Annotated in this window: 17 protein-coding genes, 1 tRNA gene and 1 pseudogene; 9 read left to right on the top strand and 10 right to left on the bottom strand. The window is 53.8% G+C overall.

Annotated features, from left to right (window positions below; genetic code table 11):
- The first annotated feature begins 46 nt into the window (after positions 1-46).
- Positions 47-2638 (top strand): ATP-dependent chaperone ClpB, encoded by a 2592-nt coding sequence (clpB, locus tag SynROS8604_RS10285; protein ID WP_186543920.1) that lies wholly within the window; start codon positions 47-49, stop codon positions 2636-2638.
- A gap of 205 nt (positions 2639-2843) precedes the next feature.
- Here clpB and SynROS8604_RS10290 read toward each other — a convergent pair whose 3' ends face one another.
- Positions 2844-3347, bottom strand: a complete 504-nt coding sequence (locus tag SynROS8604_RS10290) for a 6-carboxytetrahydropterin synthase (protein ID WP_186543921.1) — start codon at positions 3345-3347, stop codon at positions 2844-2846.
- A 67-nt stretch (positions 3348-3414) separates the two neighbouring features.
- Here SynROS8604_RS10290 and hisIE point away from each other — a divergent pair, with 67 nt between their 5' ends.
- The gene (hisIE, locus tag SynROS8604_RS10295; protein WP_186543922.1) at positions 3415-4083 is read left to right on the top strand and encodes a bifunctional phosphoribosyl-AMP cyclohydrolase/phosphoribosyl-ATP diphosphatase HisIE; all 669 of its coding nucleotides are present in this window, start codon (positions 3415-3417) and stop codon (positions 4081-4083) included.
- Here the strand turns inward: hisIE and SynROS8604_RS10300 are convergent.
- A complete protein-coding gene (locus SynROS8604_RS10300) occupies positions 4080-4718 on the bottom strand; it encodes a matrixin family metalloprotease (RefSeq protein WP_186543923.1) in 639 nt (212 codons plus the stop codon). The genes hisIE and SynROS8604_RS10300 overlap by 4 nt on opposite strands.
- Before the next feature lie 8 nt (positions 4719-4726).
- On the bottom strand, positions 4727-5218 hold the full coding sequence (locus SynROS8604_RS10305; RefSeq protein WP_186543924.1) for a DUF2214 family protein: 492 nt from the start codon (positions 5216-5218) through the stop codon (positions 4727-4729).
- A 216-nt stretch (positions 5219-5434) separates the two neighbouring features.
- On the opposite strand from SynROS8604_RS10305, the gene SynROS8604_RS10310 reads away from it, so the two are divergent.
- The 5 genes from SynROS8604_RS10310 to SynROS8604_RS10330 are packed head-to-tail and all read left to right on the top strand — an operon-like array spanning position 5435 to position 7997.
- Entirely contained in the window at positions 5435-6361 is a 927-nt protein-coding gene (locus SynROS8604_RS10310) for an RNA polymerase sigma factor RpoD/SigA (protein WP_186543925.1), read from the top strand.
- Between the two features lie 58 nt (positions 6362-6419).
- Positions 6420-6794 (top strand): YkvA family protein, encoded by a 375-nt coding sequence (locus SynROS8604_RS10315; protein ID WP_186543926.1) that lies wholly within the window; start codon positions 6420-6422, stop codon positions 6792-6794.
- Entirely contained in the window at positions 6791-7120 is a 330-nt protein-coding gene (locus SynROS8604_RS10320) for a hypothetical protein (RefSeq protein ID WP_186543927.1), read from the top strand. Before SynROS8604_RS10315 ends, SynROS8604_RS10320 begins: the two co-directional genes overlap by 4 nt.
- A gap of 40 nt (positions 7121-7160) precedes the next feature.
- A complete protein-coding gene (locus SynROS8604_RS10325) occupies positions 7161-7418 on the top strand; it encodes a hypothetical protein (RefSeq protein ID WP_006853306.1) in 258 nt (85 codons plus the stop codon).
- Between the two features lie 6 nt (positions 7419-7424).
- The gene (locus SynROS8604_RS10330) at positions 7425-7997 is read left to right on the top strand and encodes a phosphate-starvation-inducible PsiE family protein (protein ID WP_255445007.1); all 573 of its coding nucleotides are present in this window, start codon (positions 7425-7427) and stop codon (positions 7995-7997) included.
- Here SynROS8604_RS10330 and SynROS8604_RS10335 read toward each other — a convergent pair.
- A pseudogene (locus SynROS8604_RS10335) lies at positions 7960-8379 on the bottom strand (Nif11 domain/cupin domain-containing protein); the annotation flags it as partial. The gene SynROS8604_RS10330 and the pseudogene SynROS8604_RS10335 overlap by 38 nt on opposite strands.
- 138 nt (positions 8380-8517) lie before the next feature.
- Between SynROS8604_RS10335 and SynROS8604_RS10340 the strand changes: the two are divergent.
- Positions 8518-8844, top strand: coding sequence for a c-type cytochrome (locus tag SynROS8604_RS10340; RefSeq protein WP_115071637.1), 327 nt, complete (start codon positions 8518-8520; stop codon positions 8842-8844).
- Here SynROS8604_RS10340 and SynROS8604_RS10345 read toward each other — a convergent pair.
- From SynROS8604_RS10345 to SynROS8604_RS10360, 4 genes are all read right to left on the bottom strand, one after another.
- Positions 8820-9089 (bottom strand): YciI family protein, encoded by a 270-nt coding sequence (locus tag SynROS8604_RS10345; protein ID WP_186543928.1) that lies wholly within the window; start codon positions 9087-9089, stop codon positions 8820-8822. The genes SynROS8604_RS10340 and SynROS8604_RS10345 overlap by 25 nt on opposite strands.
- 187 nt (positions 9090-9276) lie before the next feature.
- Positions 9277-10083, bottom strand: a complete 807-nt coding sequence (gene trpA / locus SynROS8604_RS10350) for a tryptophan synthase subunit alpha (protein ID WP_186543929.1) — start codon at positions 10081-10083, stop codon at positions 9277-9279.
- 28 nt (positions 10084-10111) lie between these two features.
- On the bottom strand, positions 10112-10459 hold the full coding sequence (locus tag SynROS8604_RS10355) for a DUF3007 family protein (RefSeq protein WP_006853312.1): 348 nt from the start codon (positions 10457-10459) through the stop codon (positions 10112-10114).
- A gap of 4 nt (positions 10460-10463) precedes the next feature.
- A complete protein-coding gene (locus SynROS8604_RS10360) occupies positions 10464-10715 on the bottom strand; it encodes an NAD(P)H-quinone oxidoreductase subunit L (protein WP_186543930.1) in 252 nt (83 codons plus the stop codon).
- Between the two features lie 57 nt (positions 10716-10772).
- On the opposite strand from SynROS8604_RS10360, the gene SynROS8604_RS10365 reads away from it, so the two are divergent.
- Positions 10773-10858: transfer RNA gene (locus SynROS8604_RS10365), tRNA-Leu, on the top strand.
- Between the two features lie 127 nt (positions 10859-10985).
- On the opposite strand, the gene pyrC is transcribed toward SynROS8604_RS10365, so the two are convergent.
- Both pyrC and SynROS8604_RS10375 read right to left on the bottom strand, forming a co-directional pair.
- Positions 10986-12068, bottom strand: coding sequence for a dihydroorotase (gene pyrC, locus SynROS8604_RS10370; protein WP_186543931.1), 1083 nt, complete (start codon positions 12066-12068; stop codon positions 10986-10988).
- The gene (locus tag SynROS8604_RS10375; RefSeq protein ID WP_186543932.1) at positions 12069-13745 is read right to left on the bottom strand and encodes a SulP family inorganic anion transporter; all 1677 of its coding nucleotides are present in this window, start codon (positions 13743-13745) and stop codon (positions 12069-12071) included.
- Positions 13746-13838 lie beyond the last annotated feature (93 nt).

Here is a 13838-nt window from a genome sequence, read left to right on the forward strand (position 1 = left end):
CAAAAGATCCACATACGGTTCCAAGCAATAAAACGTAGAAACCGCCATGCAACCCACTGCTGAACAGTTCACCGAAAAAGCTTGGTCCGCGATCATGTCAGCCCAGCAGCTGGCCCAAAACCGTCGGCATCAACACCTTGAAAGTGAGCACCTGTTGAGGGCTTTGCTGGACCAGGAAGGTTTGGCAGGCCGGATCCTAGATAAGGCTGGGGTGTCTCCACCCGCTCTGCAAACGGCTGTAGACACTTATCTCAGTCAGCAACCATCCCTCACCAACGCCCCCGACTCAGTCTTTCTAGGCAAAGGTCTCAATGCCCTGCTCGATCGCGCTGAAACGCTGAAGCAAAGTTATGGCGATAGCTTTATTTCCATTGAGCATCTGCTGCTGGCCCTCGCCGACGATGGCCGCTGTGGCCGCCAGCTGCTGAGCCAAGCTGGCACCGACAGCTCTCGTTTAAAAACCGCCATTAATGCCGTGCGTGGCAGTCAAAAAGTGACCGACCAAAACCCAGAGGGAACCTACGAATCTCTCGAAAAATACGGTCGCGATCTCACCAGCGCTGCCCGCGACGGCAAGCTCGATCCAGTGATCGGTCGAGATGAAGAAATCAGGCGAACGATTCAAATTCTCAGCCGACGCACCAAAAACAACCCTGTCCTGATCGGTGAACCAGGGGTTGGCAAGACAGCGATTGTGGAAGGGCTTGCCCAACGCATCGTCAATGGGGACGTGCCTCAAGCCTTGCAAAATCGTCAGTTGATCGCCCTCGATATGGGAGCGCTGATCGCTGGGGCCAAATATCGCGGTGAATTTGAGGAACGACTCAAAGCCGTGCTCAAGGAGGTCACCAACTCCGAGGGACAAATTGTCTTGTTCATCGACGAAATCCACACCGTGGTGGGTGCAGGTGCCACCGGTGGTGCCATGGACGCCAGCAACCTGTTGAAGCCCATGCTGGCCCGAGGTGAACTGCGCTGCATCGGAGCCACCACCTTGGACGAGCACAGGCAACACATTGAGAAAGACCCCGCTCTCGAGCGTCGCTTTCAGCAAGTACGGGTCGATCAACCCACGGTGGAAGACACCATTTCAATTTTGCGAGGACTGAAAGAGCGCTATGAGGTGCACCACGGCGTCCGCATTGCCGACAGCGCCCTTGTCGCAGCCGCCGTTTTGAGTAGTCGCTACATCGCTGATCGCTTCCTTCCAGACAAAGCGATCGACCTTGTCGATGAATCAGCCGCCAGGCTCAAGATGGAGATCACCTCCAAACCAGAAGAGATCGACGAGATCGATCGCAAAATCCTGCAGTTGGAAATGGAGAAACTCTCGCTCGGACGGGAGTCGGATGCGGCCAGTCAAGAACGGCTTCAACGATTAGAACGAGAACTTGCTGAATTATCCGAACAGCAGAGCACCCTCAATGCTCAATGGCAGCAAGAAAAAGGTGCCATTGATGAGCTCTCTGCTCTGAAAGAAGATATCGAACGCGTGCAGCTGCAAGTGGAGCAGGCCAAACGCAGTTATGACCTCAACAAAGCAGCAGAGCTGGAATACGGAACGCTGGCTGGGCTTCAAAAACAACTGCTAACCCAGGAACAGGCGCTGGCAGCAACCGATGACACGGCAGAAAAATCACTACTCAGAGAAGAGGTCAGCGAAGACGACATCGCCGAGGTGATTGCGAAGTGGACAGGAATTCCCGTTGCCAAGCTTGTGCAGTCTGAAATGGAAAAACTGCTCAAACTCGAGGACCAACTGCATGAACGCGTTGTGGGGCAAGACCAGGCCGTCACGGCAGTAGCCGATGCCATCCAACGATCCCGAGCAGGGCTTAGCGATCCAAATCAACCCATCGCTAGTTTTTTATTTTTGGGGCCCACCGGTGTGGGAAAAACAGAACTGTCAAAAGCCTTGGCAGCCCAATTGTTTGATAGCGAAGACGCCTTGGTGCGCATCGACATGTCGGAATACATGGAGAAACATACGGTGAGCCGGTTAATCGGTGCACCTCCCGGATATGTGGGATATGAGGCTGGAGGACAGCTCACAGAAGCGATACGGCGCAGGCCATACGCGGTGATCTTGTTTGATGAGGTGGAAAAAGCTCATCCAGACGTCTTCAATGTGATGCTCCAAATTCTGGATGATGGGCGTGTCACGGACGGGCAAGGCCGCACGGTTGATTTCACCAATGCTGTGTTGATTCTCACCAGCAACATCGGCAGTCAATCCATCCTCGATTTAGGAGGTGATGACAACCAACACCAAGAAATGGAAAGCCGGGTTAATGATGCTCTCCGCAGCCACTTCCGCCCAGAATTCCTAAACCGAATCGACGACACGATCATTTTTCACAGTCTTCGTCGTGATGAATTGCGCCTCATTGTTGCTCTACAAGTGGAGCGGCTACGACAACGCCTCAGCGAGCGCAAGCTGGGTCTCAACATCAGCGAGGAGGCGACCGACTGGCTGGCCAATGCGGGCTATGACCCGGTTTATGGTGCGAGGCCCCTCAAACGCGCCATTCAGCGCGAGCTGGAAACACCCATTGCGAAAGCAATCCTCGCCGGTCGCTACGAAGAAGGCGGCAGCGTTCAAATTCAAGTCAAAGAAGAACGACTAAGCCTGCTCTGATAGCACTCTTAAGCTTAAGCTGTCAAATATGATCCTAAGAATTTAGAAGAGCAAAGATCAAACTCTAAAATTCTAAATTTTGCACCCCTTTTGATGGATTTACTACCAATCAATTCTCTGCCAAAAGGGGAATCATCCAATTATTATTCCTGAGCAAAACCTACTGCACAAATCTCAATTAATACCATTCAGGCCATGAGAGACATCAAATCGAAGCAAAAGGCTGCCCCCCCGAATTCGTAGATTCAAACCAGTGAGGTACTGAAAAATAAGTGGCTTCATTGCTGATATTTTCCCTAGCTTCTACTTTCCAACAGCAGGTTCGACCCTGATCACGTTTTTTCAAGAGTTCATTGGCCCAGTTCCACAACAATTGAGCGGTATGTTCCATCCCTACATTTTGCATCACCCGAAGATCTAGAGCTCCCTGCTGATGAAGAGATTGCCACTGTTCGAGCAAGGGATCATCTTGGTTGACCAAAAAAGTGTGATCAAACTGATCCCTCAACTGTTTCTCTAAGGGACGCAAGCTTGAGAAATCCACCACAAAGCCACACGCATCAAGCTGCTTGGCAGCAAACCAAAACGTGAAGCTTCGGCTGTAGCCATGAACAAAATGACAATGGCCGGAGTGTTGCCATTGCCTATGACAACAGGGATACCCCTCGAAATGCTTGCTGCAGGTGAAGCCGGCGGGAGGCAGAAACATCAGCGCGGAAGAGGGAGCACACTGCGAGAGAATTGACCATATGTATATCTACATGCACCGAGTCCCGATGCCAGCTGCTGATGTCGCCTTCATTGACGAACTCCGCTTCAACGACAAGGGGCTAATTCCTGCGATCGCTCAAGACTGGCTCGATGGGGCCATCCTCATGCAGGCCTGGATGAATCGTGCCGCCCTGGAGCTCACGTTGAGCACCGGTGAAGTGCACTACTGGAGTCGTTCTCGACAAGAGATGTGGCACAAGGGAGCAACCAGTGGTCACACCCAACGTCTCAAGGGCTTTCGCTACGACTGCGACGCTGATGTGTTGCTTCTCACCATCGAACAAGCCGGCGATGTGGCCTGTCACACAGGGGCACGCAGCTGTTTTTACGACGATGGTCCCGTGCCTAGCCAGGGAGGAGACGAGGCCGCAGCCCCTCCAGCCGATGCCTGCACCGAATTGATGCGAGTGATTGAAGATCGCCGCAATTGCCCAGAAGAAGGCAGTTACACCAATCGATTGCTGGAAGGGGGGGACAATCGGATCCTCAAAAAAATCGGTGAAGAAAGCGCAGAATTTGTGATGGCATGCAAAGACAACAACGCCAGCGAAATCGCAGGAGAAGCCGCTGATTTGATTTTTCACCTCCAGGTTGCTTTGGCCCACCACAACGTCAGTTGGCGAGACGTCCAAACCGTTCTGGCCAATCGCCGTGGGGCACCCAGGCGTTCTTAAGGCGGCCCTGGCATCGGCACCCCAAAGTCACTCGGCTGCTGTCGCATCCACTCCAGGGTGAGCTGATCCCGCGGCGACAGCTTCAACACCGGGGAGGCTCCTTGTACAGGGGCCATCGCATCACTGGGAACCTGGCTGTGGGCCCAAAGTCCGAAGGCGTGACCCAACTCATGAAGCGCGGTGGCCTGTTGAGACTCGGCTCTCAACTCAGGGGAAACCATCACGGTGACGTTCGGCTCAAGACGCCATACCCCCTGCCGTTGGACCTCCAACACCTGAAGCACACTTCTGCCATTGCTGGCTCGCCATCCATCAGCAAGACGTCGCCGGGGCGGCCTGCGTCGTTCGATCCGGACATGAGCCCGCTCAGAGTCTTCAACTCGGATGATCGGCAAAACCGCAGACCACTCATCGAGAGCGCGATCGATCGCGCCGAACCATCGCCGCTCCCAGCGATTGGGCTCAGCCCCTTTGGCTGGCTGAACCCAGACGCACCAGCGCGGCAGAACGGGGAATCCAGAATCGCTAATCGCCAATCTGGATCCATACCCTGGGGCATTCGTCAGATCACTACGTCGCAAAGGATCGGTCCTGATCTGCTGAGCCTGAACTGGAGGACAAGGGTCAACTTGCATGCGTCAAATCAGGTCGCCGGAAGTCCAACTCCACGAGCCATCAGCGTTGCCAACAAGGGCACCAGGGCGAATCCAGCCAGCTCAATGTTGATAATCCAGCCCAGGCGGGTAGCCAGCGCCTCGGACACCTTGGGCAGTTCGCCCTTACGCAAGGGAATCGCCCAAAGGATGTAGGTCACCGTTGGGTACAAGGACAAGGCACCCACAGATAGGTACAAACCGACCTTCCACCAAAACAGGGGGTTCGTCGTATAGAACTCGCTCCCTTGCCCGAAATACAAGACACGAAAAATGCCACTGATCAGCAGTGCCAATGCGGCGATCCCATAGATGATGTCGGTGATCACCATGGCCGTGGCTGCCCGACGATCCGGATCCGGACGCAAGAGACGCCGCTCCACGACCAGAGCGGCGAAGCAGAGCATGAAGCTCAGGTAGTGCACATAGGCCACACCAGCGCTTTTAGCAATCTCTGGAGTCAGCAAAGTGGCCAGCGGCATAATGAAGGATTCAGTGGGGCTGACCGTAGCTGCTGGCTTGCCACACTCGCCAGGGTCAGGCCCTTCTGGCTGACGCGCAACAAAAAGAAATCATGGAGCAATAATGAATAACGAAAAAAACATTAATTAGGGTGTAAACATGAATTCCGCAGTCTTTATTACGCAATCTAATTAGAAAGACTTCCGCCCTAAGTTCAAGAAAACCAGGAGTCACGGATGGTGAGTTCTCTGAGTGCTTTTCTCGGCGAAATCGGTCGGCATCAACTGTTGACGCCTGAGCAGGAATTAACCCTGGGCCGCAAGGTTCAAGCCATGGCAGCTCTGACTGAGCGCTGCACAATGGCAGGTGGCGAAGGTGATGCATGCGTTTACAGCGACGAGGAGAAGCGCACGATCAAGCGAGGAGAAAAGGCGAAAAATCAAATGATTACGGCCAATTTAAGGTTGGTTGTCAATCTTGCGAAGCGTTATCAAGGCAAGGGACTGGACCTTCTTGACCTCATCCAAGAGGGCACACTCGGGCTCACCAGAGCGGTGGAAAAATACGACCCCACCCGAGGGCATCGTTTTTCTACTTACGCCTACTGGTGGATTCGTCAAGGTTTGAACCGCGCCCTGTCGACCCAAAGCAGAACCATTCGCATCCCTGTGAATGTCAATGAGAAACTAACGAAATTACGCGCTGCCAAAGCGCGTTTGATGCAGAGCAATGGTCTTGCCCCATCGGCGGAGCAATTGGCCGAGAGCATGAAATTACCGATCAGCGAAGTTGAAGACTTACTGGGCTGTGAACTTCGCAGCGTCACCGTGAGCCTTCAGGGTGTGGTGAAGTCGAAATCGGATCCATCTGAATTGGTGGATGTCTTACCAAGTGACGAAATCCCACCCATGGAGCGGGCCGAAATCGCCGAGCGGACGGACTCCGCTTGGAAGCTGCTCGACAATTCGAACCTGACTCCCAAGGAGAGAACCATCGTCATGCTGCGGTTTGGGCTTGATGGAAGCCACGAGTGGCGCACCCTTGCCGAAGTTGCCCGACAGATGAACTGCAGCAGGGAGTATTGCCGCCAGGTGGTGCAAAGAGCTTTACGCAAACTGCGTAAAACCAGCGTTCAACATGGCTTGGTGGAACCCGCCCACTGAAAATCCAGCGAATTCAGGGATAGTGGACTTTTCATGCCCAACCAACGCTGAATCGTTCATGACTGATGCCTCCTCCTTCACGGAACCCATCTTTGAAGCAGATGTGATTGACAGCTCCGTCATTGATGAGGGAGTTTTTCAACGTCTACTCAGGCGCGCAGGAAGAACGATTGCGGCCCCAGCCCTTGAAGCGCTGGAGCTGGTTCTGGATGCGTCCACGCCGGCTCAAGCCAGGCTCACCATGCTGGCAGCGCTGACCTACCTGCTCATACCAACCGATCTCATCCCCGACTTCCTACCTATCGCGGGATTTAGCGATGACCTCGTTGCCTTGACTGCCGTGATCGGTCTCTGCAGCAAACACATCACCCCCGCCATCCGTCTACGGGCACAACGCAGACTGGATCGATGGTTCCCCCTCGGTCGCTCATGAATTCCTGGTCTGCCGAGGTCGAAGAAGAACTGGCCATCGTTCTGAAGGATTGGCTGAAACAGCAGCGTCGAACCCAAGCCGACCTTCGCCGGAGCCTCCGGGCAACCTCAACGCGCATGCCCGCTCTGATGGAAGTGCTTGAGCGAGAGCACCGCCTCGGAGGACTTCCCCGTCTCGCGGCAAAGCTCTGCAGCATCGAAGCCGATTGGATCAACAATGCCCCGGCCCATGCCAGCGCTTCCGCAGGAGACTTAACGACGGACACGGATCCATTTGGCCAACTCGACCTTCTTCTGCGCGAAATCCGCGACGATCGCGGCAACTGAACGAGATCGCAGGCAAAGTGGTACCAGATGCCTTCCTGCCTTGCGTTTATCCGCTTCCCTCGTCTTCAGCGTCGGACTCATGGCTGGTGCTGGTCTCTTTGTTGTGGCTCCCCAAATCGCGCAGGCTCAATCAGAGACATGGCTGCTTGGACCCAACAGCCGCTCAGGGCAAGGCAGCACCGTGGTGCCCACCGATTGCGTGACAGGAGACGATGGATCGATCACCTGCAACACCAAGATCGAAAACCCAGCAGGGACCACCCCTGCCAAGCCTTACTACAACCCATTCACCAACTAACCAGCCGTGCCTCAGGCCCGTCGTAAGCGTCGATCCTTCCTGCTGCTCGTCGACTCCGCAGAGCAACAAGTAGCCAAGCTGCTCACGGTTATCACATCCGTGGTGATTGTGGCGGCCCTGATCCAACTCACCATTCGGGTCAGTCTTGCGCTGATTTACACCGATCGAAATTCCTATTGGTTGGGTGATGGGCTCATCAAAATTCTTGGAGATCTGCTCACCGTCCTGATTGCCCTGGAAGTCCTTCAGAACGTCACGAGCTACCTGAGGAAACATGTCATTCAAATTGAACTCGTTCTGGTAACAGCTCTCACGGCTGTTGCCAGAAAAGTCATTGTTTTACCAGCAGGATCTGAAAACAAACCACAACTCCTCATTGGGCTGGGGATCGCTTCGATTGCCCTGGCCGGCTCCTACTGGCTGGTCAAACGCTCAAGCCCTCTCTATCCAGCGGCAAGACTGGAGGATTGGAACCCACAGGCCAATACAGAGCGAGCCATAGAGTCCCAGGACTCGGATCTGTCCGCTCCAGGCGGTGACGACGATGGGCTGGAATCAAGAGCTGATCACCCACGCTGAGATCAAGAGATTCATCTGGATCCTTGAATTGCAGCCTGGCACTGCCACGCATCAGGGTCAGCCACTCGTTTTCGGCCTGGTCGTACCAGAAGTCTTTGAGGCTAGAAGCCGCACAAGACTCGATCCGCATCAATCGCCAACCAGGACCTTGGCAAAGCATCCGCTCTTGCTCCTCTCCAGGCTGTAACTCCTGGCTAAGCAACAAGTTGTTCGCGGGCCGATCCATGGCCGCCTCCTCTCCATCGCCCCATCGCCGAGCGATCTCAAAACCCCAGGAACGGGCAAGCTCAACGACTGAGTTGTGATCATCACAAGCGGCGAGCTGCTGACGGCGCTCAGGATGCTCATGCAGGGACTCAACCAAGCCATTCAGATGATTCACCTTCTGCAGGAATCGCTGAAGATCCTTTTCGGCCAACTGGAACGTCCGTGATTCTTCTAATCCTGCCAACAATCGAGACAGCCATCAGCACGGCAGCAAACAAGGCAGCAAAGTATGGCTGTATGGCTATTTATGAGCATGATTCGACTCCTCTCATCCATCCTGCTGGCCGTGCTGCTCTTGTGGCCATCGACTGCACTTGCCGTGGAGTCGGGAGCCTCGTTATTTCAAAATAATTGTGCTAGCTGCCACCCCAATGGCGAAAACATTATTCGTCGCGGGCGCACACTCAAGATCAAAGCTTTAACCAAGCGTGGAATTGATAGCAGTGAGGCCATCGCGCAAGTCGCCCGAGAAGGAATCGGACAAATGAGTGGTTACGCCGATGCCCTTGGTGAGGGTGGGGATGTGATTGTGGCCGAATGGGTTTGGCAACAAGCTCAAAATGCCTGGATCCAGGGATAAACATCTAGCTGAGTCCAAATTCCTTCGCGCCAATACACGTCTTGTTCAAGCAGGGCACAAACGCTGTTCTTGCTGTCTGATTCAAAAATCGCAAACACGTGCGTGCTGCCCTCTGTTGGACCCAGCGTGATTAAGGTTCCCTGCTCTTTAAGCGCTCGCAGTCCAGCAAGATGCTCGTCTCGAAAAGGCTCACGCTTTTGAAGTGCGCCCTCGCAATAGGTTCCCCAAAGAACGAAGCGTGCCATTAGTCCATCCACCTAATAGTTATTGTTGACAATAGGATGGCATCTTCGAGGCGCACAAATCACTTGGATTTAACGAATTTAAATTGAATTTACATTGAATTTTTATGGAATCGTTGTTTGCGATTGCGCCAAGTGACTTGCAATTCGATTCAGTTGCAATAAAGAATTTCATCAGCTAGCAAAATCATCAGCCAGCAGCATCCCTGAGTTGCCTGCAAAACTCTCCAGCCTCTAATGCAACTTTCCCGGGCGCTGCAGCGGCGATTCGTTTAACAAGAGCACTGCCAACAATCGCACCATCAGCTCCCCATTGTTTCACTTGCAAAACTTGTTCAGGACCCGAAATCCCAAACCCGACAGCCACCGGACCACTGTTGCAGGCCTTTAAATCGCTCACCAAAGAGGCCACACGTTCTTGGAGCTTGACGCGCTCTCCGGTCACACCGGTCACACTCACCAAGTAGGTGAATCCACGGCTGGATTCAGCAATCCTCTGCATACGATTTTGTGGTGTTGTTGGTGCGACCAATAACACCAAATCCAATCCAAACCTTGCCGCCAAAGGCGACAATCTCTCGGCTTCCTCTAAGGGAAGATCGGGTACCACTAATCCTGCAACGCCAGCAGCAGCAGCTTCCGCAAAAAAACGCTCTGGCCCCCGATTGAGGAGCGGGTTGGTGTAAGTAAACAGAATCACAGGCATGCTGAGCTGACCTTTCAAGCCAGCCAGCATCTCGATCACTTTCGCTGGCGTGGTTTTTTGCTCTAAAGCCCGATAGGCAGCAGCCTGAATTACAGGCCCATCAGCCAATGGATCCGTATAGGGGATGCCAAGCTCAACAATGTCAGCACCATTGGCCTGAAGGCTCAAAAGCACTTCAGCCGTTGTGCTCAAGTCTGGATCTCCTGCCATCAAGAATGGCATCAATGCCATGCGTTGTTCCTGAGCCGTTCGGGAGAAAACCGCTTCAATCCTCGAAAGTTGATCCGTCACAAAAAGCAGAGGGTCTGATTAACGGAGCCTACGGTTCTGAGGTCTGTTCCGATTCAGACTCATCCAAATTGAGAGAGGCCAGCAGGGCTTGCTGCTCATCCGGACTCAAGGCATCAAATCGTGCCTGCAGCTGATCTGTTGTGAGTTGGTCGTACTCCTTTCGGTAGCGGCGTCGCTGCTGCATATACGTCATCTGACCAGTCACAACCCTGAAGAGGTAAGAGCCTGTCCAGCCCACAACAATCACCACCAAGACGGCCTCAGCAGCGATTCCTGCTGAAAACCCCTCAAACCCTGCAGCCTTAAACAGCCAGAATCCAGCACCTCCCGCGAGTAAGAGCCCCAGACCCAGCTTGAGAACACCAGCACGCGTCAAAGACTTAAACCTCCCCTTGACCGCTGAGGCGGAAATTGAGGAATGGTGCGAACAGAATCATTCCCGGAAAGAAAAAGAAAACCAGCCCGAAGACGAACAGGCGCTCAATCTTGCCCATCACGTGCCAGCGCCGATTCATCCAAAAAAAGAGTGCCAGTGGCATCACTACTAGGTACATGCCACCCAAGGCCAGATAGCCACCGATCACAAGCAGCGTGTCTAAGGAGACCGAAGACAGGAGATTCTCGATGGACACAGAAGACGACCTGGTTGGAGTCAATCTAAGATGTCGAGGCGGGCCTGCAAGGCAAGCGGGGGCGTGGCGGAATCGGTAGACGCACGCGACTTAAAATCGTTTGGGATGAAAATCCTGTGGGGGTTCAAGTCCCCCCGCCCCCATCCGTTCAGACACGCATGTATTGGAGCCAACATTCCAATGTCCGCAATGGCAACCAGTGAGGCCACCATCGAGGGAGTCAATCGTGGATCAAGCAGCTTTTGGGGACGCGAACGTGATCCTGATCCCTTAATCCCCACCAGCCAGGTCAACAGACCAAGCCAGAGACTCGCCAGCATGAAAGAACACAGGGGCTTCTCCAGAGTTAAGTTCTCCTAAAACACCTTGAGGGAGAGTGAGCTGGTTCGGCACGGTCTGCGGCTGACGCACCAATGCAATGGTGTCGGTGTTGAGGGGCAATCCGTAAAAGCGCGGGCCAAATTCACTCGCAAAGGCCTCTAAGCGATCCAGTGCACCCTCCTGGTCAAACACAGCGGCATAGCTCTCCATGGCATGCATGGCGTTGAAGATTCCGGCACAACCACAGGCTGACTCCTTCCCCGCTCGGGGATGGGGTGCGGAATCCGTGCCAAGGAAAAAGCATGGAAGGCCACTCGTTGCCGCCTTAACCAAGGCACGACGATGACATTCTCTTTTGACGACAGGAAGACAGTAAAAATCACTTTTCAAGCCACCCACGAACATCGCATTGCGATTGAGATGGAGGTGATGAGGCGTAATCGTGGCAGCCAAACGCTGGTCGCCGCTAGCGACGTAATCCACGGCCTGCTCTGTGGTGATGTGCTCTAAAACAATCCGCAATCCAGGGTGACGCTGACGCAAGGGGATGAGATGTCGTTCAATAAAAACCGCCTCCCGGTCAAACACATCCACATCTGGATCGGTGACCTCTCCATGAATGAGCAAGGGCATGTCGATCGCCTCCATCCTTTCCAGCAGGGGCGCAATCAAAGCCAGATCGCTCACCCCAGCCGCTGAATTGGTGGTGGCATTGGCGGGGTAAAGCTTTGCAGCAGCAAACACCCCCTCAGCAAAACCTCGTTCCAGCTCTTCGGGATCAAGGTCATCCGTCAGATACGCAGTCATCAACGGTGTAAAAGCCAGGCCGTCTGTCAGCGCGTTCTCAATCCTCTGGCGATACTGCTGCGCAGCTTCCACAGTCGTGATCGGTGGGCGCAGATTGGGCATGACAACGGCCCTCGCGAACACTCTGGCCGTGGCAAACAGCACCGCTTCCAACATGGGCCCATCGCGGAGATGGACATGCCAGTCATCCGGACGACGCAAGACCAGACGATCTGAGCAGGTCATCTAGGAAGGAAGCTCCTGAAGCTGAGGCAATTGATTGACGGCACGCAACAACACCTCATAACGACTGGCGCTGACGTGATCTTCGGGGAGAAGGTCAAGAAGCTTGAGTTTCTCCAAGCGCTTGCGTGTCGCCCCAGGGTGGACAACGACATATACCAAACGGCCTACTTCAATGGCTTCTTTGATCGCATTTTCAAGGGCCAGGGAGGCCGTTACACCGAGGTGAGACACTTCACTGAGATCAAACAACACAGCCTCACAAGCCTCAATCGCGTTGTGCTCACGATTGATGGTTTTAGCGACACCAAAAATCATCGGCCCGGTTAGCTGAAAGAGCAAAAGTCGTCCAGATGCACGATCGAGCAGCGCTTGTTCATCAAGCGGAAGCGTCACATCATCATCGGTGGTACTAATGGTTTTCACTCCCTTGGACTGAAGGGCCGTCATCCGTTCAATCGTTAGGACATTGGCAACAAAAACTCCAATGAACACGGCCCAAATCAAATCGACGAGAACGGTGAGACCAATCACTCCATAGGTAATGCATGCTGCTTTCATCGAAAGATGATGAGCGCGCATCAAAAAACTCCAATCGATAATGTCAAAACCAACCTTCAGGGCAATCCCGGCCAGCACAGCCAAGGGAATCAGCGAAGCCCAAGGTGCTGCCACCAAAATGACGAGCATCAAAATGATCGCTCTCACAATTCCCGACAGGGCAGAACGTCCGCCAGCCTGAATGTTGACAACCGTTCCCATTGTGGCGCCAGCGCCAGGGAGGCCACCAAATAAACCAGACGCTAAATTACCCAGACCCTGGCCGATGAGTTCCTTATTGGAGTCGTGTTCTGTGCGAGTAAGGCTGTCTGCCACAACAGAAGTGAGGAGGGCATCAATACAACCAAGCATTCCCAACACGGCCCCATTCACCACCATCAGCCGCAGCAAATCTGGAGTAATTCCAGAGAATGTAGGTGGCTGAAAACGAGGAAACTCAGCGGAAAACTCAGGAATTCGGCTTAAACCAGCATCCGAAAAGATGCTGAGAGATAACGCTGTTCCAACAACGAGGGCGAGAAGCTGGGGAGGACAAAAACGCTTCCAACTTTCAGGGGTAAACCAAAGAATCAGCAGCGTGAAGAGCGCAAGTAAAAACTCCAGCGGTTGTGCACCGGAAATCAACTGAGGCAGACTGGATAAAGTGCCAATCACACCGCCCGTTGGACTGGTCTGACCCAAAAATGGGGCCAACTGAAGGATGACAAGGATCACCCCAATTCCAGACATAAAGCCTGAAATCACGGTGTAAGGCATCATCGTGATGTATCGGCCTAATCGACAAAGTCCGAACAGGATCTGGAAGAGGCCTGCGAGCATCACCACCATGAAAGCCAGCGCCAGCGCTGTCGATCGGTCGGGGATTTGGCTGGTGAAATTGAGGATCACCGCTGTGAACACCACCGTCATCGGACCAGTGGGCTCAGAGATCAGCGTGGATGTCCCACCAAACAGGGCCGCCACTAGGCCAATAATCACTGCACCCCAAAGACCTGCAGCCGCACCAGCTCCAGAAGCCACGCCGAAAGCCAGCGCCATTGGAAGTGCCACCACAGCAGCCGTCAGCCCACCAAAGGCATCGCCACGGATGTTGCGAGTGCTGATGTAATTAAGGAGCACCAGAGTCCCGTCTTTGAAGTTGAATAATACTAAACCTCTTCCCCTTTGCAGCCGTCAAGGCGAACAAGGAAGATAGTTCTGAATCTGAAGAAG

It is taken from the genome of Synechococcus sp. ROS8604 (genome assembly GCF_014279655.1).
Taxonomy (GTDB): domain Bacteria; phylum Cyanobacteriota; class Cyanobacteriia; order PCC-6307; family Cyanobiaceae; genus Synechococcus_C.